This window comes from Microbacterium sp. CIAB417 (assembly GCF_022788845.1).
This window is the reverse complement of record NZ_JAHZUT010000001.1, coordinates 861,535-882,468: the sequence shown is the minus strand read 5'-3', so window position 1 is coordinate 882,468 and position 20,934 is coordinate 861,535. Positions and strand designations below refer to the sequence as shown.

The window sequence follows — 20,934 nt, the reverse complement described above, 5'->3', positions numbered from 1 at the left end:
CCCCGCGGACGGTAGGCTCGCAGATGCTGCCACGACGACGGAGAAGGGTGGAGGGATGGCCGGACGCAAGAGCGCTCAGCGCACCGAACAGGAGCGCGCCAGGCTCTACGCTGCCCGCACGGCGTGGCACGAGGGGCGCATCGCTCGGCGCGTGCGCGACAACACCGTCATCGGCATCGTCGGCGGACTGATCGTGGCGGGCGCCGTCGCGAGCCAGTTCGTGCACGCCGCCGTCACCGCGCCCGAGCCGACTCCGACGCCGACCCCGACCGAGACCGTTCCGCCGCTCGAGCCGCTGCTGCCGAGCACCACCCCGGTCCCCTCCGACACACCGGCCGAGTGAGCCTCACCGTGACCGTCGGGAGGTTGTGAGGGGTTCGCTCCACATTCGTAACCTGCCCGGTCGGCGGTCGAAACGCCGGTCCGTCACGCTGGACGCAGCCGAGCCCGAGTGCTCCCGTCCCCCGTGGAGGTCCCGTGTCGTACATCAAACCTGCCGAACTCGTCACCCGAATGGTCGACGCCGGCGCGTACAAGATGCAGCTGTCCACCCGTGACACGCTGATCCGCTCCTTCATGGGGGCCGCGTTCCTGACGATGGGAGCGGCGTTCGCCGTCACCGTCTCGACGAACACGGGTCAGCCGCTGCTGGGTGCCCTGCTGTTCCCCGTCGGCTTCGTGATCCTCTACCTGTTCGGCTACGACCTGCTCACCGGCGTCTTCACGCTCGGCCCGCTCGCCGTGATGGACCGGCGCCCCGGCGCGACGCTCGGCGCCATGTTCCGCAACTGGGGCCTGGTGTTCCTCGGCAACTTCGGCGGCGCCTTCCTCGTCGCGGTGCTGATGGCGATCTACTTCACCTACGGCTTCTCCACGGAACCGAGCGCGGTCGGCCAGGCCATCGGCGAGATCGGTCACGGCCGGACGGTCGGCTACGCGGATCACGGCGCGGCCGGGATGCTGACCCTGTTCATCCGCGGGGTGCTGTGCAACTGGCTCGTCTCGACGGGCGTCGTGCTGTCGATGGTCTCGGACAACGTCATCGGCAAGATCGCGGCCATGTGGCTGCCGATCATGCTGTTCTTCTACATGGGCTTCGAGCACTCGATCGTCAACATGTTCCTGTTCCCGTCCGGGCTGCTGCTGGGCGCGGACTTCACACTGTGGGACTACCTGCTCTGGAACGAGATCCCCACGGTCATCGGGAACCTCGTCGGCGGCCTCGTGTTCGTCGGACTGCCGCTGTACTTCACGCACGGGCGGCCGAAGGCGCGCAGGGCCCGCGCGGCGAAGCGCACCGCACGGACGGCGCTCTCCACCGCGAACGGGACGCCGAGCAGCGTCTCCACGGAGCCCGCCCGCGAGCGCGAGCCCGCCGGCGTGTCCTGAATCCGGGAGCTGAGACGGGGCGGGGCGCGCAGAGCGCTCCGCCCCGTCCTTCTGCCGTCGGCAGCAGAGATGTCAGCGGACGGCGGCGAAGCGTCAGGCCGAGCGGAACCGGTCGATCACGACATCGGCCATGCGGGGGTCCGCGCCCAGCGGCGCCGAGACGACGTCCGCTCCCGCACCCCGCACGAGACCGGCGAAGTAGCCAGGGGCGAGAACGTGGCTCGCGGCGATGACGCGGGTCGCGCCGGCTTCTCTGGCGGCTCGGACCGCGTCGGCGATCCGCGGCTCGATCGCCGAGGCGTACCCGATCGTGACCGGCGCCGGGATCAGGGCCGCCAGCGCCGCTGCTGCGGCTTCGACGTCTGCCACGGCGGCGGGATTGCTCGATCCGGCCGCGGCGAGCACGACCGCGTCGCCGTCGAGCCAGGTGCCGCCGATGGCCGCGCGCAGCCGCGTCGCGAGGACCTGGGCCACAAGAGGATGCGTGCCCAGGGGATCCGCCTGACGGACATCGGCGTGCGGACGCACCGCCTTGGCGATGTCGACGGCGGTGTGGAAGCCGACCGACAGCAGCAGGGGAACGACGACGACGTCGTCCGCTGTCCGCTCCTGCTCGACGACCGACGCGATGTCCGGCTCCTGGACGTCGACGAACGCCTGGACGACGCGGACGCCGGGCATCCGGTCGCGCACCAGGGAGACGAGGTCCGCGACGACGCGCCGGCCGTCCGCCGAATCCGTGCCGTGCGAACACGCGACGAGAGTGGTCATGACTTACTCCTTGACGGAAAGACGATAGCCCCGTTTGATCACGGTCTTCACGGCGTCCGAGCAGCCGAGCGCCTCCCGGAGGCGCGCGATCGCCATCTCGACGGCGTGCGCGTTCTCCCCTCCGCGGGGCAGCACGCGCCCGAGCTCCTCGCGCGACAGCACGCGTCCGCCGGCGTCGAACAGCGCGCCGAGCACGCTTGCAGACGCCCGTGACAGCGGGACGAAGCGGCCGTCCACCAGCGCTCCGCCGCTGCGCACCTCGATCGTTCCCGCGGCGGTCTCCTCACGCGGCGCGGCTCCGGTGGCGTAGTGGTCGACGACGCAGCGCACGAGGGACCCCAGCCGTCCGCGGACGGCCAGCGTGGTGCGCAGACCGGACTGCTCGAGGGGTGCAGCCGTCACCGGGCCCACCGAAGCGAGCAGCAGTCGGCCCGAGGCCGCGCGGCGGCGGATCGCATCGAGCCGGCCCGCCCGCTCGGCCGTCCGGATCCACTCCGCGGCCCCCGGAGCCGACGTGAACAGGACCGCATCGGCTTCACCGGTGGCGGCCTGCATGACGGATCGGCTCACGATCTTGGGGTCCGGCGGCGGACCCCATCGGTACACCGTGATGCTGACGACTTCTGCGCCGTGCGCGGTCAGCAGCTCGTCCAGCCCGTCGGAACCGGCGCCGTGGTGCTGGACGGCGACGCGCCGACCGGACACCCCGCCGACCGTGAGGTACTCCCCCACTTCGGCGGCGGTCTCGGACTCCGCGACCCAGTCCGCCGTGAAGCCGGCCTGCTGGATCGCTCCGTGGGCCTTCGGGCCGCGAGCGACGAACTGCGTGTCGCGGAACGCGTGGGCGAGCTCCTCGGCGAGACCGTTCTCGTGAGCGGCGTCCATCCATCCCCGGAACCCGACCCCGGTCGTGACGATGACGATGTCGGGCGGGTCGGCGATGAGCTCCCGCGTGCGCTGGAGCAGCAGGTCATCGTCGGCGTTGGGCAGGATGCTCAGTGCCGGAGCACGGTAGGCCTGGGCGCCGCGGCGCTCGAGCGCCGTGACGAGGTCGCCGGCGCGGCGATCGGCAGCGATCACGATGGTGCAGCCGGTCAGTACGGCATCCAGCAGGGGTCGTCCGGTCACGCCAGGAATGCCCCGATCCGCTCGGGCGACGGCAGGAGCAGATCGGCCCTGGCGACGTCGCCGATGACGATGACCGCGGGGTTGCGGAGCCCGATGTCCTCAGCGTCCGCGACGGCCCGGCCCAGCGTCGTGCGCGTGGTCCGCTGCCGGGGCGTGTGTCCGCTCTCGATGAACGCCACCGGTCGATCGGCCGCGATGCCGTGGTGCTCGGCCGCGCGGACGATCCTGCCGAGGGCCGCCACGCCCATCAGCACGACCGTGGTCACCGCGTCATCCGCCATCGCCTCCAGCGTACTGGCCGTGATCTCCCCTTGTCCGTTGACGACGTGGAACGCGGACGCCGTGCCCCGGTGCGTCACGGGGATGCCGGCGGCCTGGGGCACCGCGATCGCGCTCGACGGTGCGGGGACGACGTCGACCGGGATCCCCGCGGCGAGGCACGCCTGGATCTCCTCTCCGCCACGTCCGAAGACGAAGGGATCACCGCCCTTCAGGCGCACCACCCGGCGCCCTGCCGCAGCGTGCTCGACGATGATGCGGTTGATCTCCTCCTGAGGCACCGGGTGGCTGCCGGGGCGCTTGCCGACGTCGATGACCCGCACGTCGGGGTCGAGATCCTGCAGCACCTCCGCGCTCGGCCCCAGCCGGTCCGCCACGATGACATCGGCCTCGGCGATGACCCGTCGGGCGCGCACGGTCATGAGATCGGCCGGTCCCGGCCCTCCGCCCACGAGATCGACGCGCCCGGAGCGCGCGGCTCGGCGACGCCGCAGCGGCAGCCTGCCGGAGGCGAGGAGATCGCCGATCGCGTCGCGCAGCGCTGCGGAACGGCGAGGATCCGCTCCGCTCGTGCTGGCGACCGCGACCGTGACATCCCCGGCGTCCAGCTGCGCGGTCAGGCGGGCCGAGCCGTGCGAGCCGTCGGAGGCGTTGATGCAGAGCACGCGACGTCGCTCGCAGCGCGCCGCGATACCGCGATCCACGCGCGGGTCTCCGGTGGCGGTGTGCACGAGCCAGGCGCCGGTGACGTCGGATGGGCGGAATCGCCGCGGGTGCCACGGGAGATCGTGGCGACGGATCAGCAACGCCGTTTCCGGGTGCACCTCCGGGGCGACCAGGCGCACGCGCGCGCCTTCCGCCAGGAACCGGCGCAGTCGGCGGGCCGCCACCGATCCCCCGCCGACGAGCAGCACGTCGCGGCCGGCGAGCGAGACCCCGAGCAGCAGGGTCATCGCAGGCCCTCACCGTCGATATGCACGATGCCGTCGATCACCGTCACCGGCCACACGCGCAGGGCCACCGGTTCCTTCCCCTGCGGATCCAGGCACTCGCCGGTGCGCAGGTCGAAGACCTGCTTGTGCATCGGCGAGGCCACGGTGGGCGCCTCGCCCCGCGTTCCCACGATGCCGCGGGAGAGGACGTTCGCTCCACTGTACGGGTCGAGATTGTCCACGGCGTGGACGCTGCCGTCGACGAGGAGGAACAGCGCGATCTGCGTGGCGCCGAACAGAGCGGCTCTGCCGCGCTCCACTTCGAGGTCGGTCACGGCGCACACGCGGACGAGCGTCTGCGGGTCTGTCGCGATGGTCATCGGCGCACCTCCAGAGTGGTTCCTGCGATCAGCACGCCGCCGGCGGCGCGCTCGCCGGCCGTGGCCGGGCGCACCTGGCCGCGTTCGGGAACGTAGGCGAGCGACGGGTCGGGAGTGTCGGACGCGTTGACGAAGGACTCGAAGCGGCGCAGCTTCTCCGGGTCGCGCAGGGTCGCGGCCCATTCGTCCTCGTAGCGGTCCACGTGCGCGGCCATAGCGGCATCCAGGTCGGCGCAGATGCCCAGGCTGTCCTCGAAGATCACCTGCTTGAGGCCTTCGAGACCGCCCTCGAGCTCCTCGCACCAGCCCGCGGTACGTTGCAGCCGATCCGCCGTGCGGATGTAGTACATGAAGAACCGGTCGATCGCTCGGATGAGTCCCTCGTCATCCAGATCGGAGGCCAGCAGCTCGGCGTGGCGGGGCGAGAACCCGCCGTTGCCGCCGACGTACATGTTCCATCCCGTCTCCGTCGCGATCACGCCGACGTCCTTGCCGCGCGCCTCCGCGCACTCCCGAGCGCAGCCGGAGACGCCGACCTTCAGCTTGTGAGGCGACCGCAGGCCGCGATAGCGCAGCTCGAGACGAACGGCCATGCCCACCGAGTCGAGCACGCCGTAGCGGCACCAGGTGGACCCCACGCACGATTTCACGGTGCGCAGCGCCTTGCCGTAGGCCTGCCCGGATTCGAACCCGGCATCCACGAGGCGCTGCCAGATCTCCGGCAGCTGTTCGAGCCGCGCCCCGAACATGTCGATGCGCTGACCGCCGGTGATCTTCGTGTAGAGCCCGTAGTCGTCGGCGATGCGTCCGATGGCGATGAGCCCCTGAGGCGTGACCTCTCCGCCGGGCATGCGCGGTACGACCGAATAGGTCCCGTCCTTCTGCATGTTCGCCATCACGTGGTCGTTTGTGTCCTGCAGTGCGGCGTTCTCGCCGGCGAGCACGTGCTCGCCGACCAGGACGGCGAGGATGCTGGCGAGGGCCGGCTTGCAGACGTCGCAGCCGCGCCCGCGGCCGAACCGCGCGATGACGGCGCTGAACGTGGTGAGTCCGGACACGCGCACGGCGTCGAAGAGCTGACGGCGGGAGAGGTCGAAGTGCTCGCAGAGCGCGTTGGACGCGGTCTGGCCGAGCTTCGACAGCTCCTGCCCGACGATCTTCTTCACCGTGAAGATGCAGGATCCGCACGTGGCGCCCGCCTTGGTGCACGCCTTGACCGCGCCGGCGTCGGTGCAGCCCTCCTCGTGCACGGCCTGGCGGATGCGTCCCGCGGAGACGTTCGAGCAGGAGCACACCACGGCGGCGTCCGGCAGCTCCCCTGTCGGCGCCTCGACGCCGCCCGCGGGCATCAGGTAGGCGGCGGGGTCGCCGCCGAGCGGAGCGCCGACCAGGGGACGCAGCGAGCCGTAGGCGGACGCGTCTCCCACGAGGATGCCGCCCAGCAGCGTCTTCGCGTCGTCCGACAGCACGAGCTTCTTGTACACCCCCGCGACGGGATCCGCGTAGACGACGTCGAGCGCGTTCGGGGTCGTCGCCATGGCGTCCCCGAAACTGGCGACGTCGACGCCCGAGAGCTTGAGCTTGGCGGACTCGTCGTAGCCGGGGAACGTGGCGTCTCCGCCCAGCAGCCGGGTCGCGGCCACCTCGGCCATGGCGTAACCGGGCGCCACCAGGCCGACCGAGCGGCCGTCGTAGTTCGCCACCTCCCCGATCGCGAGGATGTGCTCGTCGGCGGTGCGGCAGCGGTCGTCGATGAGGACGCCGCCGGTCGGGTGGACCGCCAGCTGGGCGTGCCTGGCCAGTTCGTCCCGCGGACGCACGCCCACCGTGAAGATGACGATGTCCGCGGCGTGCATGCTGCCGTCCTGGAACTGCAGCGCGGCCACGGCGCCGGAAGGGTCGGGATCCAGCCGGGTGGTGCGGCTCTGGGTGCGCACCGAGATCCCCCGGGATTCGATCAGACGCCGCAGCATGGTTCCACCGGCGAGGTCGAGCTGCGCGGACATGAGCCGGTCGGAGGACTGCACGACCGTGCACTCGACATCCAGTCCCTGCAGAGCTCCGGCAGCCTCCAGGCCCAGCAGGCCGCCTCCGATCACTGCTCCGCGCAGAGGCCGGCCGAGCTGAGCGCTGCGGCGCTCGACGTACTCCCGCATCCGCGTGACGTCGTCCAGGGTCCGGTAGACGAAGCATCCGGGCAGATCCGAGCCGTCCACCGCCACGCGCGCCGCATACGACCCCGTCGCCAGCACCAGGGTGCCGTAGCCGTAGTCGAGGCCGGACCGGGTGCGGACCGTGCGTCCGACGCGGTCGATCGCGGTGACGCGGTCGCCCGCGATGAGTCGGACACGGGGGTCGTGAAGCACCTGCGCGTCCAGAGTGAGCTCCTCCGGAGTCGCGCCGCTGAAGAAGGATGTGAGCCCGACCCGGTCGTACGGCGCACGTCCCTCCTCGCCGATCACCGTGATGCGGAGATCGTCGTCGGTGCGCGTGACCAGGCTCTCCACGAACCGGTGCGCCACCATGCCGGCACCCACCACGAGCACATCGGACGATGTCGCCATTCCGTCTCCCACGGCGCCTCCTCTGTTCGGTGCTCCCGAAGGTAGGTCCGCGGTGTTTCGCGCAACGTCCGGTGGCCGTTACGCGCGTCGAACGATCTGCTCACAAATCGGTAACGAAGATGTGAGTGGCAGCCATCACCCTGAGACCGTCCGGCGACGCCGCGCATACTAGGCTGATCACCGTCCTTTCCCCCTCCCGCGGGATGACCGCGCAAGGAGAACATCGTGTCTGCCACCGAATCGCCGAAGCCGACTCCCCCTGTCCCCTCCCCGCCGCGCGTGCCCGGTCCGCCCCGCGTTCCCGTCGCCGCAGCCGCCCCGGTGGCTCCCACCATCGCCGGTGCAGCCGACTGGGGACGAGTCACGGAGGACGGCACCGTCGAGGTGCGCGAGGGCGACACCTGGCGTGTCGTGGGCCAGTACCCGGATGCCACGGGCGAGGAGGCTCTCGCGTACTTCGTCCGCAAGTTCGAGGACCTCGCGTTCAAGGTGACCACCCTCGAGCAGCGTCTGTCCGGCGGCGGTGCCGCCGCGGGCGAGCTGACCGCCCAGGCGCGTCACCTCGTCGACGAGGTGACGGATGCCGCGGCCGTCGGCGACCTCGCCGGGCTCCGGGAGCGGCTCGACGCGCTCACCGCCTCCCTCGCCGAGGCCAGCGCGCAGGAGGCGGAGAAGGCGAAGGAGCTGCTCGACCAGGCCATCGCCGATCGCACCGTGCTCGTCGAGAGGATCGAGGCGATCGCGGCCGGCGATCTGTCCAAGGCGCACTGGAAGCAGGTCACGGCCGAGGTCACCGAGCTCTTCGAGACCTGGCAGGCCCAGCAGCAGAACGGACCGCGCCTTCCGAAATCCGTCTCCCAGCAGCTCTGGAAGCGGTTCCGGGACGCACGCGCGACGATCGACCGTCAGCGCCGCGCGTTCTACGCCGAACTCGATGAGACCCACAAGGCCGCCCGCGACGTCAAGACCCGTCTCGTCGAGCGCGCCGAGGCTCTCGCCCCGCGTGGAGTCGACGGCATCCCCTCGTACCGTTCTCTCTTGGACGAGTGGAAGGCCGCAGGGCGTGCCGGTCGCAAGGTCGACGATGCGCTGTGGGCCCGTTTCAAGGCGGCGGGCGACGCCCTGTACGCCGCCCGCGCCGAGCAGAGCGCCGCCGAGGAGGCCGACTCGGCTCCTCGGATCGAAGCGCGCACCGCGCTGCTCGAGCAGGCGAAGGCCGTGGCGGACGAGCCGAACATCAAGCGCGCCCGTGCCCTCCTGACGAGCATCCAGCGGCAGTGGGACGAGGTCGGCCGCATCTTCCCGCGCGACAAGGAGCGCGCGCTGGACGACAAGCTCCGTGTCATCGAGCAGGCGCTCAAGGCCCGCGAGGACGTCGACTGGAAGAAGAACAACCCGGAGACGAAGGCGCGCGCGAACGACATGAGCCAGCAGCTGCTCGACGCCATCGAGAAGCTCGAGGCCGAGAAGGCCGCCGCCGAGAAGGCCGGTGACGCGAAGGCTACCGCCGAGGCGGCGGAGGCGCTCGAGGCGCGTCGGGCATGGCTCAGCGCGCTCGGCGGCTGAGCTCGCAGAGGTTCTCCACAGAAGCCGCCCTCCGGTCCCGCCGGAGGGCGGCTTCGTCCACACTGGACGCATGTCCTCCCCGCTGCTGCATCGCACCGGTGAGCCGCTGTCCGCGACCGAGCTGACGGCGCTGCGACTGGACGGTCTGCTCGTCGAGGTCGGCGAGGCCTTCGTTCCGGCCGACGTCCCGGAGACACCGGCGCTGCGCCTGGCGTCCCTCGCCCCACTCGTGCGCCCCGAACACGTCGTGTCCGGGCCGACAGCGGCGTGGGTGCACGGAGCCGGCGATCGCCCGCCGCTGCGCTGCCATGTGCGTCCGCACGGCGACCGGCGCCTCCGGGCACCCGCGCACGGACGTCTCGTACTGCACGAGGGCGTCGTCCCGCCGACGGATCTGCAGGTCATGGGCGGCCTGCGGGTCCTGACTGTGACCGCGGCCATGGTGGACCTCGCTCGCACCGACCACGTCCCGGGCTCGCGCAGCTGGCTGTCCGTCTTGGCCGCGATGCATCCCGCCGAGGTCCGCGAGGCCGTGGCCCGGCTCGCGGCGCACGAGCGCCTGCCAGGCAAGCGGACGGCTATCCGGGTCCTGGAGGCGGTCTACGAAGAGGTCACGCGGTACACGTCGTAGACCGCGTCGATGCGACGCACCGCGTTGAGCACCCTGTCCAGGTGCACCGCGTCGCCCATCTCGAACACGAAGCGGCTGAGCGCCAGACGCTCGTCCGTCGTCGTCACGGTCGCGGAGAGGATGTTCACGTGGTGCTCGCTGAGGACGCGCGTGACGTCCGACAGGAGTCCGGAGCGGTCCAGCGCCTCCACTTGGATCTGGACGCGGAACACGCTCTTGCTCGTGGGGCCCCACTCGACGTCGACGAAACGCTGTTCGTCCGCGCCCAGCGCCTTGACGTTGACGCAGTCCGCGCGGTGGACGGAGACCCCGCTGCCGCGCGTGACGAAACCGACGATCTGGTCGCCCGGGACCGGAGTGCAGCACTTCGCAAGCTTGACCAGGATGTCCGAGGCACCTCGGACGAGCACACCGGAGTCCCCGGAGCGCGGTTCACGGCTGGGCGTCACAGGGAGCGTGATCGCGCCCGTGCTGGTGTCCTCTGCGGCGACGAGAGCGGTGACCTTCTCGATCACGGACTGCGTGGAGATGTGCCCCTCGCCGACGGCCGCGTACAGCGCGGCGACGTCCTCGTAGTGCAGCTGACGCGCGAGCTCCGAGAACGACTCCTGGCTCATCAGCCGCTGCAGGGGCAGGTTCTGGCGGCGCATCGCGCGGGCGATGGCCTCCTTGCCCTGCTCGATCGCCTCCTCACGGCGCTCCTTGGTGAACCAGCCGCGGATCTTGTTGCGCGCTCGGGTGCTCTTGACGAATCCGAGCCAGTCCTGGCTGGGGCCGGCATCCGGATTCTTGGACGTGAAGACCTCGACGACGTCGCCGCTCTTGAGCACCGACTCGAGCGGTACGAGCCGGCCGTTCACCTTCGCCCCCATGGTGCGATGGCCGATCTCGGTGTGCACGGCGTACGCGAAGTCGACCGGCGTCGCGCCGGCGGGCAGACCGATCACCCGTCCCTTGGGGGTGAAGACGTACACCTCCTTCGCTCCGATCTCGAAGCGCAGGGAATCCAGGAACTCGCCGGGGTCCGCCGTCTCGGCCTGCCAGTCGGAGATGTGCGCGAGCCACGCCATGTCGGTGTCCGAGGCCCGCATCTCGGCCTTGCCGCCGTTCATGCGCTCCTTGTACATCCAGTGCGCGGCGACGCCGAACTCGGCCTGCTGGTGCATCTCGTGCGTACGGATCTGGATCTCCACCGTGCGCCCGCTCGGGCCGATGACCGTGGTGTGCAGCGACTGGTAGAGGTTGAACTTCGGCGTCGCGATGTAGTCCTTGAACCGGCCGGGCAGCGGCGTCCAGCGGGCGTGGATCGCGCCGAGCACGGCGTAGCAGTCGCGCACCGAGTTCACGAGCACGCGGATGCCGATGAGGTCATAGATGTCGTCGAACTCACGGCCGCGGATGACCATCTTCTGGTACACCGAGTACAGCTGCTTGGGCCGGCCGACGACCTTGCCGCGGATGCGGAGGTCGCGCAGGTCCTCGTCGATGGCCTCGATGACCTGCTGCAGGTACTTCTCGCGCTGCGGGGTGCGCTGGGCGATCAGGCTGTTGATCTCGGCGTAGATCTTCGGGTGGAGCACGGCGAAGGACAGGTCCTCGAGCTCGCTCTTGATGGCCTGGATGCCGAGACGGTGCGCCAGCGGCGCGTAGATCTCGAGGGTCTCCTTCGCCTTCTTCGCCGCCTTCTCCGGCGGGACGAAGCCCCACGTGCGCGCGTTGTGCAGACGGTCGGCGAGCTTGATGAGCAGCACGCGGATGTCCTTGGACATCGCCACGATCATCTTGCGGACGGTCTCGGCCTGTGCGCTCTCGCCGTACTTGACCTTGTCGAGCTTGGTCACGCCGTCCACGAGCATGGCGACCTCGTCGCCGAACTCGGCGGTGAGGTCGCTCAGCGCGTAACCGGTGTCCTCGACCGTGTCGTGCAGCAGCGCGGCCGCGATCGCCCGGGGCCCGAGGCCCAGCTCGGCGAGGATCTGGGCCACCGCGAGGGGGTGCGTGATGTACGGCTCGCCGCTCTGCCGTTTCTGCCCGGCGTGCTTCTCCTTGGCGACGGCGAAAGCGCGATCGATGATCGCGAGGTCGCCCTTGGGGTGGTTGGCCCTGACCGTCCGGCTCAGCTTGTCCAGGTCGTCGACGCGAGGCGCGCGCGAGAAGATGCGGGGAACGAGTCGTCTGAGACTGGATCCCTGCGTCTGCGTGTTCGCCTCCGCCATCGGCTACCTCCTGGGCTCTGCAATCCTACGCGCCTCGGCGGGGCCGCAGCCCCGTCCGGGGGCGTCAGGCACTGGCGACGGCGCGCTCGCGCGACTCGCGGATACGGGCGTCGCGCTCGGCGATGGCCGGCTCCTTCTCGCGGAACAGCGAGTACAGCGGAGCGGCCACGAACAGCGTCGAGTAGGTCGCCACGATGATGCCGACGAAGATCGAGAGCGAGATGTCCGTGAGCGTCTCGGCACCGAGCCAGAACGCGCCGATGAAGAGGATCGCGCCGACCGGCAGGGCGGCGACGATCGACGTGTTGATCGAGCGGACGAGCGTCTGGTTCACGGCGAGGTTGACGGACTCGCCGAACAGGCGCGCGGACTTCTCCCCGTCCTCCGTGGTGTTCTCCCGGATCTTGTCGAACACGACGGTGGTGTCGTAGAGGGAGTACGCGAGGATCGTGAGGAATCCGATCACGGCTGCCGGGGAGATCTCGAAGCCGGCGACCGAGTAGATCCCGACCGTGATCACGAGCACGTCGAGCAGACCGAGGATCGCGGCGGCCGACATCTTCCAGGTGCGGAAGTAGATCGCCAGGATCAGGAAGGTGAGGGCGAGGAAGATCGCCAGGCCCCACAGCGACTGCCGGGTAACGTTCTCTCCCCAGGCCGGGCCGATGAAGGAAGAGGTGACCTCGCTCTGGTCCACGCCGTAGGCCTCGGCGAGGGCTGCGGCGACCTGCTGGGTCTCCTCCGCGCTCATCTGGTCGGTCTGGACCCGGACGTCCGTGTCGCCGATCACCGCGACCTTGGTCGCGGCATCGGGAACGACCGTCCGGACCGCCTCGCTCGCGAGCGACTGGTCGGTCGTCTCGGGAGCGGCCACCGTGAACTGCGAGCCGCCGGTGAACTCGATGGAGAACTGCGGCGGACGCACGAACAGCACCAGGATCGAGCCGACGACCAGCGCGATCGCGATCCAGAACCACAGGCGGCGCTTCCCGACGAACGGGAACGAGGTCTTGCCCGTGTAGAGGTTGTTGCCGAACTCATTCATGGAGAACATCAGTGCCCGCCCTCGTTTCCGGTCGTGCTCGTGGATTCGGCGGCGAGGGCCTCGGCTCTCTTGCGCTCCGCGATCGTCTGTCGACGGTCCGCCTCCCCGCGGGAGCGGGCGTTCTTGGCGCCGCGCCCGGCCGAAGCGGTCTGGACCTCTCGGTACTGCGTCCTGGTGCGGTAGACGGCCCCGAGGCTTTCGGGGTCGAGGCCGGAGAGCCGGTGCCCCTCGCCGAAGAACTTCGTGCGGGCGAGCAGCTGCATCACCGGGTGCGTGAAGATCACGAAGATGAACACGTCGATGAGGGTCGTGAGACCCAGCGTGAACGCGAAGCCCTTCACGGTCGCGTCCGCGAGGATGTACAGCACCACGGCCGCGAGGACGTTGATCGACTTCGAGATGTAGATGGTGCGCTTGGCGCGGCCCCAACCGTCCTCGACAGCCGCCGTGACCGACTTGCCGTCGCGCAGCTCGTCCCTGATGCGTTCGAAGTACACGATGAACGAGTCCGCCGTGAAACCGATCGAGACGATCAGACCCGCGACGCCGGCGAGCGACAGACGGTAGCCGATCCGCCAGGCGAGGATGCAGATGATGATGTAGGTCAGCACCGCCATGACCGCGATGGAGGCGATGATCACCCAGCCGAGGGCCCGGTAACTGAAGAGCGAGTACAGGGCGACCAGGGCGAGACCGATCAGACCCGCGATCAGGCCGATCTGGAGCTGCTGCGTTCCGAGGGTGGCCGAGACCGTGTCGGAGCTCTCGACCGTGAAGCTGAGCGGCAGCGCGCCGTACTTGAGCTGGTCCGCGAGCGTCTGCGAGGTCTCCTGCGTGAAGCTGCCCGAGATGCTCGGGCGGCCGTCCAGGATGACGCCGTTCATCTGCGGCGCGGAGATGACCTTGCCGTCGAGCACGAACGCGAACTGATCGCGCGGGCTGAGCCCGTCGAGCTTGTTCTGGTACAGCCGCTGGCTGATCTCGCCGAAGACGCTCGCGCCGTCGTCGTCGAGGTCCAGCTGGACGATCCACGCTCCGGTCTGGGGGTCGCGACCCGACGTGGCGTCGTCGATCGCGGTGCCGTCGAGCTCCTGCGGACCGAGGATGAACTTCGCGGTGCCGGCGTCGTCGCACGTGATGAGCGGCTGGTCGGGGTCGGCGTTCGACGGATCGTTCTGCGGATTCGCGCAGTCGTAGGCGAGGAACTCCTGCTGCAGCTTCTCGGTCACCCAGGCGAGGTCGCTGGAGTCGGTCGGCTCGGGACTCGGCACGGCGTTCGCAGAGGGATCCGGGCTCGGGTACGGCGTCGCGTTCCCGTCCTCGCCGGTGAACTCCGTCGCCGCGGCGGTGCTGTAGATGACCGGTCGCAACTCCAGCTGCGCGGCGGCCTGGATGCGCGCTCGCGTCTCCTCGTCGGCCTCGCCCGGGATCTGGACGACGATGTTGCGTCCGCCCTCGGTGGTGATGTCGGCCTCGGCGACGCCGGAGGCGTCGACGCGCTGACGGATGATGTCCGCGGCCTGGTCGAGCTGCTCCTGCGTCGGGTCCGAACCGTCCTCCGTGACGGCGCTAAGGATGATCTGCGTGCCGCCCTGGAGGTCGAGCGCGAGCTCAGGCGTCCACGAGCTCTGCTTGAAGCCGTAGACGCCGAGCGCATTGATGCCGAACAGGGCGGCCGTCACCAGGAGCAGGCCGAGGAGGACCCGCCACGCATGACGGGTCGGAGTGGAGGATGCCACGTGGGTCGCGCTTTCTGGGAAGACCGGCGGGGATGGATGTGGTTGCTGGGGGAATGCTACTTGCCGTCGGCGTCGCGCTCGAGACGCGCGCGGGTCTCCTCGGGGGTCTCGACGCTGTACGGGGCGGCCTCCTCGGTCGCCGGAGCCTCGTCGATCGCCTCGACGGCGTCCTCGTCCGTCGCGACGGTGTCCGCATCCTCGACCACCTCATCGGTGGGGTCGACCACGCGCAGGATCGCCTGGCTGTGCACCTCGACGACCGCTCCGGGCGCCAGCTCGATCTGGGCGGGCTGGTCGAGGTTCTCGGGATCGAAGGAGACCACCGTGCCGTACAGACCGCCCTGCAGGAGCACCTTGGCGCCGGGAACGGTCTTCTGCGCCTTCTCCTCCTGCTCGGCCTTCATCTGCTTGTTGCGCTTGCGGGTGTTGATCACCATGAAGATGAGCAGGACCGCGAGAAGACCGAACAGCATGATTTCCATGGGAGGAACCTTTCCGGGGGCACGCGACAGAGCGTGCGAAGAGGGGGTCGGGTGAAGTCTTCAGCGATTATAGGTCATCGAACAATGCTGCCCCTTCGGGGTGCGCGACCCCGAGATGCGCATAGGCGTCGGGCATCGCGACGCGCCCGCGCGGAGTGCGCCCCAGGAAGCCGATGCGCACGAGATAGGGCTCGACCACGCTCTCGACCGTCTCGGCTTCCTCCCCGACGGCGACCGCGAGCGTGCTGAGACCGACCGGGCCGCCGCGGAAGCGGCGCACGAGCGTGTCGAGCACCGCGCGGTCCAGGCGGTCCAGGCCGATCGGATCGACGTCGTACAGCTCGAGGGCCGCCTGCACGTCGGCGACGGATGCCTCACGCCCGGCGCCGTGGACGAGCGCGTAGTCGCGCACTCGCCGCAGCAGCCGGTTCGCGATCCGGGGCGTGCCGCGCGACCGACGCGCGATCTCGGCCCTCGCGTCGATCGGAAGAGCCACATCGAGCACGATCGCCGAACGTGCGATGACCTGTTCGAGATCCGAGTCGTCGTAGAACTCGAGATGACCCGTGAACCCGAAGCGGTCGCGCAGCGGGTTCGGCAGCAGCCCGGCACGCGTCGTGGCGCCGACCAGGGTGAAGGGTGCGAGATCCAGAGGGATGCTGGTGGCACCGGCGCCCTTGCCGACCATGATGTCGATGCGGAAGTCCTCCATCGCGAGGTACAGCATCTCCTCGGCTGAGCGCGCCATGCGATGGATCTCGTCGATGAAGAGCACCTCGCCGGGAACGAGACTGGACAGCAGCGCGGCCAGGTCGCCGGCGTGCTGGATCGCGGGGCCGCTCGACAGCCGCAGCGGCCGCTCGCTCTCGTGCGCGACGATCATCGCCAGCGTCGTCTTCCCGAGACCGGGGGGACCCGCCAGCAGGATGTGGTCGGCGGGACGCTGCTGGAGTCTCGCGGCCTCGAGCAGCAGCTGCAGCTGCCCGCGGACCTTGGGCTGGCCGACGAACTCCCCCAGACTCGACGGGCGCAGTGCGCCCTCGATCGCGAGCTCGGTCTCGTCGAGGGGTTCGGCAGCGTCGCGGGCGTCAGCCACGGCTGCCTCCCTGAGCCGGCCCGAGCAGGGCGAGCGTCCGGCGCAGCAGCGCCTGCACCGAGGAACGCTCGGCCTCGCTCGCCTCCTCGATCGTCTGGGCGGCGGCTTCGCCCGCGACGCGCTCGGACCAGCCGAGACCGACCAGCGCCGCCGTGACCTGATCGGCGATGTCCGCAGACACGGCGCCGGATCTGGCCGCCGGGGCCGTCGCGTGGACCTTTCCCGCCAGCTGGACCACGATGAGCTTGGCCGTCTTCGGGCCGATGCCCGACACGCGCCGGAAGGGGGCATCGTCCTCGGCCGTCACGGCCTCGGCGATCTGGTCGACGGTGAGGTGCGAGAGGACGCCGAGAGCGGATTTCGGTCCCACGCCCGTCACACCGAGCAGGAGTCCGAAGATCTCCAGTTCGTCGCGCTCGGCGAAGCCGAACAGGCTCAGCGCGTCCTCGCGGACGATGAGGCTGGTGTGCAGCTGCAGCCGCTCCCCGATCCGGGCGGTGTGCGCCACGTCAGCAGGGACGGCGACGGCGAAGCCGACGCCTCCGACCTCGAGGACGACCTGGTCGCTCGTGGCGTGCAGGACGACGCCGTGCAGGGAGGAGATCATTCGTCCACCTTACGATGCCCGTCGTAGTTATGTTCGAGCGACACGCTCGGCCTCGGCCCAGGCGCGCTGCGCGGGCGTCAGGTTCTCGGCGCTCGGGCCCGCCGCGGGACCACGACGCCACGCGTGACACAGCGCGATCGCGAGCGCGTCCGCGGCATCGGCCGGCTGGGGAGGTGCGTCCAGACGCAGGATGCGGGCGATCATGGCCTGCACCTGCCTCTTGTCGGCCGATCCGTATCCGGTGACGGCGGCCTTCACTTCGCTCGGCGTGTGCGTCGCGGCAGGAAGCCCTGCCTCCGCCGCGACGAGAAGGGCCACGCCCGATGCCTGAGCAGTTCCCATCACGGTGTGGCTGTTGTGCTGGGCGAACACGCGCTCGACGGCCACGGCATCCGGTCCGAAGTTCGTGACGACCTGCCGGATGCCCGCGGCGACGGCCGCGAGACGGTCGCCGATCGCCGCATCCACCGGAGTGCGGACCACGCCGACATGCACGAGCCGCGCTCGCCGCGATCGGTCGACGTCGACGACACCGACCCCGCAGCGGGTGAGTCCGGGGTCGATTCCGAGCACGCGGATCGTCGAGGAGGTCACTCCCCCAGGTTATGCGCGGTGGTCTTCTCAGGCGTGCAGGCGCGCGTCACTCGCCCCCGGTCCGTCCCGGCCGCTTCACGATGCGACGGACGCGGTCCTCACTCGTCGTTCTCGAGCTCGGCCTGGACCTCGGCGGTCAGGTCGAAGTTGCTGAAGACGTTCTGGACGTCGTCGCTGTCCTCGAGGGCGTCGATGAGGCGGAAGATCTTGCGTGCGGTGTCCGCGTCGATCTCGACCTTCAGGTTCGGGACGAACTCGACGTCCGCGGACTCGTACTCGATCCCGGCATCCGTCAACGCCGAGCGCACCGGAACGAGGTCCGTCGCCTCGGTGACGATCTCGAAACCCTCGGCGTGCGGCTCGATCTCCTCGGCACCGGCCTCCAGCGCCACCATCATCACATCGTCCTCGGTGGTGTTCTCACCGCTGACGACGATGACGCCCTTGCGGCTGAAGTTGTACGCCACGCTCCCGGGGTCGGCGAGCGTGCCGCCGTTGCGGGTGAGCGCGGTGCGCACCTCCGCGGCCGCACGGTTCTTGTTGTCCGTCAGACACTCGATCATGAGGGCGACGCCGTTGGGTCCGTAGCCTTCGTACATGATCGAGGTGTACTCGACGGCCTCGCCGCCGATGCCGGCGCCGCGCTTGATCGCCCGGTCGATGTTGTCCTTGGGGACGGAGGTCTTCTTCGCCTTGAGCACGGCGTCGAACAGGGTCGGGTTGCCCTGCAGATCGGGTCCGCCCAGCTTGGCGGCGACCTCGATGTTCTTGATGAGCTTGGCCCACGACTTCGCGCGCTTGGCGTCGATGACGGCCTTCTTGTGCTTCGTGGTGGCCCATTTGGAATGCCCGGACATGTGACTCCGCTCGTCGAATCCGCCCCGGCACCTGCTCCAGGGCATCGTCCATTCTAATCAGGAGGTCCCGCGGCGCGAGGCCGTGCGTCCTGCCTGCGCCCACGTGATGCTCGCCGCGTCCACGGTGCCGCGCTGGCGATGCCGACCCGTACACTGACCGGATGCGCATGGGAGCCGACCGGGAACGCCCCGCGTGGGGGTCGCTGCCTACCGTGCTGCGCGAGCGCATCCTGGCCGAGGTCGGCGGCTCGTACGTCGCCGACGAGCCCGCGCACGGCGGATTCAGCGCCGGGTACGCCGGGCGCGTGCGGACGACGGCGGGAGACGTGTTCGTGAAGGCCGTCGCCTCCGACGGCCACGCCGACTCGGCGTTGTTCCTGCGCCAAGAGATCGCCGTTCTCGAGGCGCTGGCCCCGGGCATCGCGCCGACCCTTCAGGCCGGAATCGACGACGAGACGGGCACGGCGTGCGTGCTGCCGGTCGTCGAGGGCAGGCATCCCGGCTCCCCGTGGACCGTCGAGCACCTGCACGCCGTCGCCGAGGGCATGAGCGTGCTCTCCGTAACCCCGGCGCCTGCCACGCTGCCCTCCGCCGCCCAGAGCATGATCCCCGGCTGCGTGCGCTGGCCGGAGATCGCGACCTCCTCCGAGTCGCTCGCCGGGCTCCCGATTCGCATCCGGGATCGGATGCCGCAGCTCGTCGCCCTGAGCGACGCGATCGGCGAGGCGATCGACGGCGACGTGATCATCCACGGCGATCTTCGCGCCGACAACATCCTCATCTCCGGGGAACGCGCGCAGTTCCTGGACTGGCCGCACGCCCGACGAGGTGCGGCCTGGGTGGATCTGCCCTGGTTCCTGCCCAGCGTCGAAGCGGCCGGAGGACCGCCATGTGCTGCAGCGTGGACGATCTTCGAGGAGCGCGGAGCTCCGAGCCAGGAGTCGATGCTCCCCGTGATCGCCGGCATCGCGTCGTTCTTCTGGTTCGAACAGGCGCGGCCCGAGATCCCGCAGCTGCCCGGGCTGCGCGCCTTCCAGCGCGCCCAGGCCGCCCCGGCCCTCCGATGGCTGGAGGAACTCGTCTGAGTGTCGGCGCGGGACCCGTGGGAGCGCCAGGCGATCAACGCCCGCGCACGTGCTCCAGCAGCCGACGGTGGAAGCGGTCCTCCCCTGCGACCTCCGGATGGAACGATGTGCCCAGCAGCGCGCCCTGCTCGACCGCGACCACCCCGCCGTCCGGCAGCGCGCCGATCGCACGGGCGCGTGGTCCGACCCTCTCGATCAGCGGAGCGCGGATGAACGCGGCCTGAACCGGGCTGCGGAATCCGTCGACGGCGATCTCGGTCTCGAACGACTCGTTCTGCCTTCCGAAGGCGTTGCGGCGCACGACCACGTCCAGACCGCCGAAGCTCTGTTGTCCCGGTGCCGCGTCGAGGACGGCATCCGCGAGCAGGATGAGTCCCGCGCAGGTGCCGTACGCCGGCATCCCGTCGGCGATGCGCGCCCGCAGCGGCTCGGCGAGGCCGAAGGCGCGCGCGAGCTTGTCGATGACGGTCGACTCGCCGCCCGGGAGCACCAGACCGTCGACCTGCGCGAGCTCCTCCGGACGCCGCACCGGTGTCACGGCGGCGCCCAGATGCTCGAGCACGGCGACATGCTCCCGCACGTCGCCCTGGAGCGCGAGGACTCCGACCCGGGGCCTACCAGCCACGTTCGGCGAGCCGGTGCGGGGCGGGGAGGTCCGAGACGTTGATGCCGACCATCGCCTCGCCCAGCCCGCGGGAGACCTCGGCGATCACCTTCGGGTCGTCGAAGAACGTCGTGGCCTTCACGATCGCCTTGGCACGCTCGGCGGGGTTGCCGGACTTGAAGATCCCGGACCCGACGAACACGCCGTCGGCGCCGAGCTGCATCATCATCGCGGCATCCGCCGGTGTCGCCACGCCTCCCGCGACGAACAGGACCACCGGCAGCTTGCCGGTCTCGGCGATCTCGGCGACCAGATCATACGGCGCCTGCAGCTCCTTCGCCGCGACGAACAGCTCGTCCTTGGGCAGTGCTGTGAGCGCGGCGATCTCGCCTCGGATCTTCCGGATGTGCTTCATCGCCTCCGAGACGTCCCCGGTGCCGGCCTCGCCCTTGGATCGGATCATGGCCGCCCCCTCGTTGATGCGCCGCAGCGCCTCGCCCAAATTCGTCGCCCCGCAGACGAACGGGACGGTGAAGCCGAACTTGTCGATGTGGTTCACGTAATCAGCCGGCGAGAGCACCTCGGATTCGTCGATGTAGTCGACGCCGAGCTCCTGAAGCACCTGCGCCTCGACGAAGTGGCCGATGCGTGCCTTCGCCATCACCGGGATCGAGACGGCGTCGATGATGCTGTCGATCATGTCCGGATCGCTCATCCGCGACACGCCGCCCTGCGCGCGGATGTCGGCGGGGACGCGCTCGAGAGCCATGACCGCGACGGCTCCGGCGTCCTCGGCGATCTTCGCCTGCTCGGCCGTGACGACGTCCATGATGACGCCGCCCTTCAGCATTTCGGCAAGGCCGCGCTTGACGCGCCCGGTTCCGGTGGCGACTGGCTGGGACATCGGGTTTCCCTTCATCGAGGTCAATGATCCATTTGATCTATGCCAAAACCTAGCACTGTCGCAGG

20 protein-coding genes are annotated in these 20,934 nt (G+C 70.0%); 5 read left to right on the top strand and 15 right to left on the bottom strand.

The features are described from left to right. Positions 1-55 precede the first annotated feature (55 nt). Together KYX17_RS04360 and KYX17_RS04355 are read left to right on the top strand one after the other, a co-directional pair. Entirely contained in the window at positions 56-343 is a 288-nt protein-coding gene (locus KYX17_RS04360; RefSeq protein WP_243225629.1) for a hypothetical protein, read from the top strand. Positions 344-477: 134 nt separating this feature from the next. Beyond that, positions 478-1,389: a formate/nitrite transporter family protein gene (locus KYX17_RS04355; RefSeq protein WP_243225628.1), complete on the top strand. Its 912-nt coding sequence runs from the start codon at positions 478-480 to the stop codon at positions 1,387-1,389. A gap of 93 nt (positions 1,390-1,482) precedes the next feature. Here the strand turns inward: KYX17_RS04355 and KYX17_RS04350 are convergent, their stop codons facing one another. Genes KYX17_RS04350 through nirB form a run of 5 tightly spaced genes read right to left on the bottom strand, consistent with a single transcriptional unit; the run spans position 1,483 to position 7,443 of the window. Continuing rightward, entirely contained in the window at positions 1,483-2,160 is a 678-nt protein-coding gene (locus tag KYX17_RS04350; RefSeq protein WP_243225627.1) for a sirohydrochlorin chelatase, read from the bottom strand. Between the two features lie 3 nt (positions 2,161-2,163). Beyond that, the gene (locus tag KYX17_RS04345) at positions 2,164-3,288 is read right to left on the bottom strand and encodes a uroporphyrinogen-III synthase (RefSeq protein ID WP_243225626.1); all 1,125 of its coding nucleotides are present in this window, start codon (positions 3,286-3,288) and stop codon (positions 2,164-2,166) included. Continuing rightward, positions 3,285-4,520 carry a uroporphyrinogen-III C-methyltransferase gene (cobA, locus tag KYX17_RS04340; protein WP_243225625.1) on the bottom strand — a complete coding sequence of 412 codons (1,236 nt, stop codon included), beginning with the start codon at positions 4,518-4,520 and terminating at the stop codon, positions 3,285-3,287. Before cobA ends, KYX17_RS04345 begins: the two co-directional genes overlap by 4 nt. Further along, entirely contained in the window at positions 4,517-4,879 is a 363-nt protein-coding gene (gene nirD / locus KYX17_RS04335) for a nitrite reductase small subunit NirD (protein WP_243225624.1), read from the bottom strand. The genes cobA and nirD overlap by 4 nt, the downstream gene beginning before the upstream one ends. Then, a complete protein-coding gene (gene nirB / locus KYX17_RS04330) occupies positions 4,876-7,443 on the bottom strand; it encodes a nitrite reductase large subunit NirB (RefSeq protein ID WP_243225623.1) in 2,568 nt (855 codons plus the stop codon). The genes nirD and nirB overlap by 4 nt, the downstream gene beginning before the upstream one ends. Before the next feature lie 225 nt (positions 7,444-7,668). Between nirB and KYX17_RS04325 the strand changes: the two genes are divergently transcribed. Further along, on the top strand, positions 7,669-9,009 hold the full coding sequence (locus tag KYX17_RS04325) for a DUF349 domain-containing protein (protein WP_243225622.1): 1,341 nt from the start codon (positions 7,669-7,671) through the stop codon (positions 9,007-9,009). Between the two features lie 70 nt (positions 9,010-9,079). Then, complete coding sequence (locus tag KYX17_RS04320) at positions 9,080-9,640, top strand: type IV toxin-antitoxin system AbiEi family antitoxin (protein WP_243225621.1); 561 nt, start codon at positions 9,080-9,082, stop codon at positions 9,638-9,640. Here KYX17_RS04320 and KYX17_RS04315 read toward each other — a convergent pair. The 8 genes from KYX17_RS04315 to KYX17_RS04280 form a co-directional block, all read right to left on the bottom strand. Then, a complete protein-coding gene (locus KYX17_RS04315; RefSeq protein ID WP_243225620.1) occupies positions 9,610-11,856 on the bottom strand; it encodes a bifunctional (p)ppGpp synthetase/guanosine-3',5'-bis(diphosphate) 3'-pyrophosphohydrolase in 2,247 nt (748 codons plus the stop codon). The two genes, KYX17_RS04320 and KYX17_RS04315, sit on opposite strands and share 31 nt — an antisense overlap. 64 nt (positions 11,857-11,920) lie before the next feature. Next, positions 11,921-12,910: a protein translocase subunit SecF gene (secF, locus tag KYX17_RS04310; protein ID WP_243225618.1), complete on the bottom strand. Its 990-nt coding sequence runs from the start codon at positions 12,908-12,910 to the stop codon at positions 11,921-11,923. Continuing rightward, positions 12,910-14,640: a protein translocase subunit SecD gene (secD, locus tag KYX17_RS04305; protein WP_243225616.1), complete on the bottom strand. Its 1,731-nt coding sequence runs from the start codon at positions 14,638-14,640 to the stop codon at positions 12,910-12,912. Before secD ends, secF begins: the two co-directional genes overlap by 1 nt. A gap of 56 nt (positions 14,641-14,696) precedes the next feature. Then, entirely contained in the window at positions 14,697-15,122 is a 426-nt protein-coding gene (yajC, locus tag KYX17_RS04300) for a preprotein translocase subunit YajC (protein WP_243225614.1), read from the bottom strand. A gap of 67 nt (positions 15,123-15,189) precedes the next feature. Continuing rightward, positions 15,190-16,218: a Holliday junction branch migration DNA helicase RuvB gene (ruvB, locus tag KYX17_RS04295; protein WP_243225611.1), complete on the bottom strand. Its 1,029-nt coding sequence runs from the start codon at positions 16,216-16,218 to the stop codon at positions 15,190-15,192. After that, positions 16,211-16,825, bottom strand: coding sequence for a Holliday junction branch migration protein RuvA (ruvA, locus tag KYX17_RS04290; protein ID WP_243225609.1), 615 nt, complete (start codon positions 16,823-16,825; stop codon positions 16,211-16,213). The genes ruvB and ruvA overlap by 8 nt, the downstream gene beginning before the upstream one ends. Before the next feature lie 27 nt (positions 16,826-16,852). Then, positions 16,853-17,419, bottom strand: a complete 567-nt coding sequence (gene ruvC / locus KYX17_RS04285; protein WP_243225608.1) for a crossover junction endodeoxyribonuclease RuvC — start codon at positions 17,417-17,419, stop codon at positions 16,853-16,855. Positions 17,420-17,517: 98 nt separating this feature from the next. Continuing rightward, a complete protein-coding gene (locus KYX17_RS04280) occupies positions 17,518-18,276 on the bottom strand; it encodes a YebC/PmpR family DNA-binding transcriptional regulator (RefSeq protein ID WP_243225607.1) in 759 nt (252 codons plus the stop codon). Positions 18,277-18,437: 161 nt separating this feature from the next. Between KYX17_RS04280 and KYX17_RS04275 the strand changes: the two genes are divergently transcribed. After that, positions 18,438-19,361, top strand: coding sequence for a phosphotransferase (locus KYX17_RS04275; protein WP_243225606.1), 924 nt, complete (start codon positions 18,438-18,440; stop codon positions 19,359-19,361). Between the two features lie 34 nt (positions 19,362-19,395). Here KYX17_RS04275 and pdxT read toward each other — a convergent pair whose 3' ends face one another. After that, positions 19,396-19,986, bottom strand: a complete 591-nt coding sequence (gene pdxT / locus KYX17_RS04270) for a pyridoxal 5'-phosphate synthase glutaminase subunit PdxT (protein ID WP_243225605.1) — start codon at positions 19,984-19,986, stop codon at positions 19,396-19,398. After that, complete coding sequence (pdxS, locus tag KYX17_RS04265) at positions 19,976-20,869, bottom strand: pyridoxal 5'-phosphate synthase lyase subunit PdxS (protein ID WP_243225604.1); 894 nt, start codon at positions 20,867-20,869, stop codon at positions 19,976-19,978. The genes pdxT and pdxS overlap by 11 nt, the downstream gene beginning before the upstream one ends. Positions 20,870-20,934 lie beyond the last annotated feature (65 nt).

Bases quoted from the DNA above. Each gene is read 5' to 3' on its own strand.
- KYX17_RS04275 (WP_243225606.1), top strand. From the start codon at position 18,438: ATGCGCATGGGAGCCGACCGGGAACGCCCCGCGTGGGGGTCGCTGCCT.
- yajC (WP_243225614.1), bottom strand. From the start codon at position 15,122: ATGGAAATCATGCTGTTCGGTCTTCTCGCGGTCCTGCTCATCTTCATG.
- KYX17_RS04360 (WP_243225629.1), top strand. From the start codon at position 56: ATGGCCGGACGCAAGAGCGCTCAGCGCACCGAACAGGAGCGCGCCAGG.
- pdxS (WP_243225604.1), bottom strand. From the start codon at position 20,869: ATGTCCCAGCCAGTCGCCACCGGAACCGGGCGCGTCAAGCGCGGCCTT.
- ruvA (WP_243225609.1), bottom strand. From the start codon at position 16,825: ATGATCTCCTCCCTGCACGGCGTCGTCCTGCACGCCACGAGCGACCAG.
- nirD (WP_243225624.1), bottom strand. From the start codon at position 4,879: ATGACCATCGCGACAGACCCGCAGACGCTCGTCCGCGTGTGCGCCGTG.
- secF (WP_243225618.1), bottom strand. From the start codon at position 12,910: ATGTTCTCCATGAATGAGTTCGGCAACAACCTCTACACGGGCAAGACC.
- nirB (WP_243225623.1), bottom strand. From the start codon at position 7,443: ATGGCGACATCGTCCGATGTGCTCGTGGTGGGTGCCGGCATGGTGGCG.
- KYX17_RS04315 (WP_243225620.1), bottom strand. From the start codon at position 11,856: ATGGCGGAGGCGAACACGCAGACGCAGGGATCCAGTCTCAGACGACTC.
- cobA (WP_243225625.1), bottom strand. From the start codon at position 4,520: ATGACCCTGCTGCTCGGGGTCTCGCTCGCCGGCCGCGACGTGCTGCTC.
- KYX17_RS04280 (WP_243225607.1), bottom strand. From the start codon at position 18,276: ATGTCCGGGCATTCCAAATGGGCCACCACGAAGCACAAGAAGGCCGTC.
- KYX17_RS04320 (WP_243225621.1), top strand. From the start codon at position 9,080: ATGTCCTCCCCGCTGCTGCATCGCACCGGTGAGCCGCTGTCCGCGACC.
- KYX17_RS04350 (WP_243225627.1), bottom strand. From the start codon at position 2,160: ATGACCACTCTCGTCGCGTGTTCGCACGGCACGGATTCGGCGGACGGC.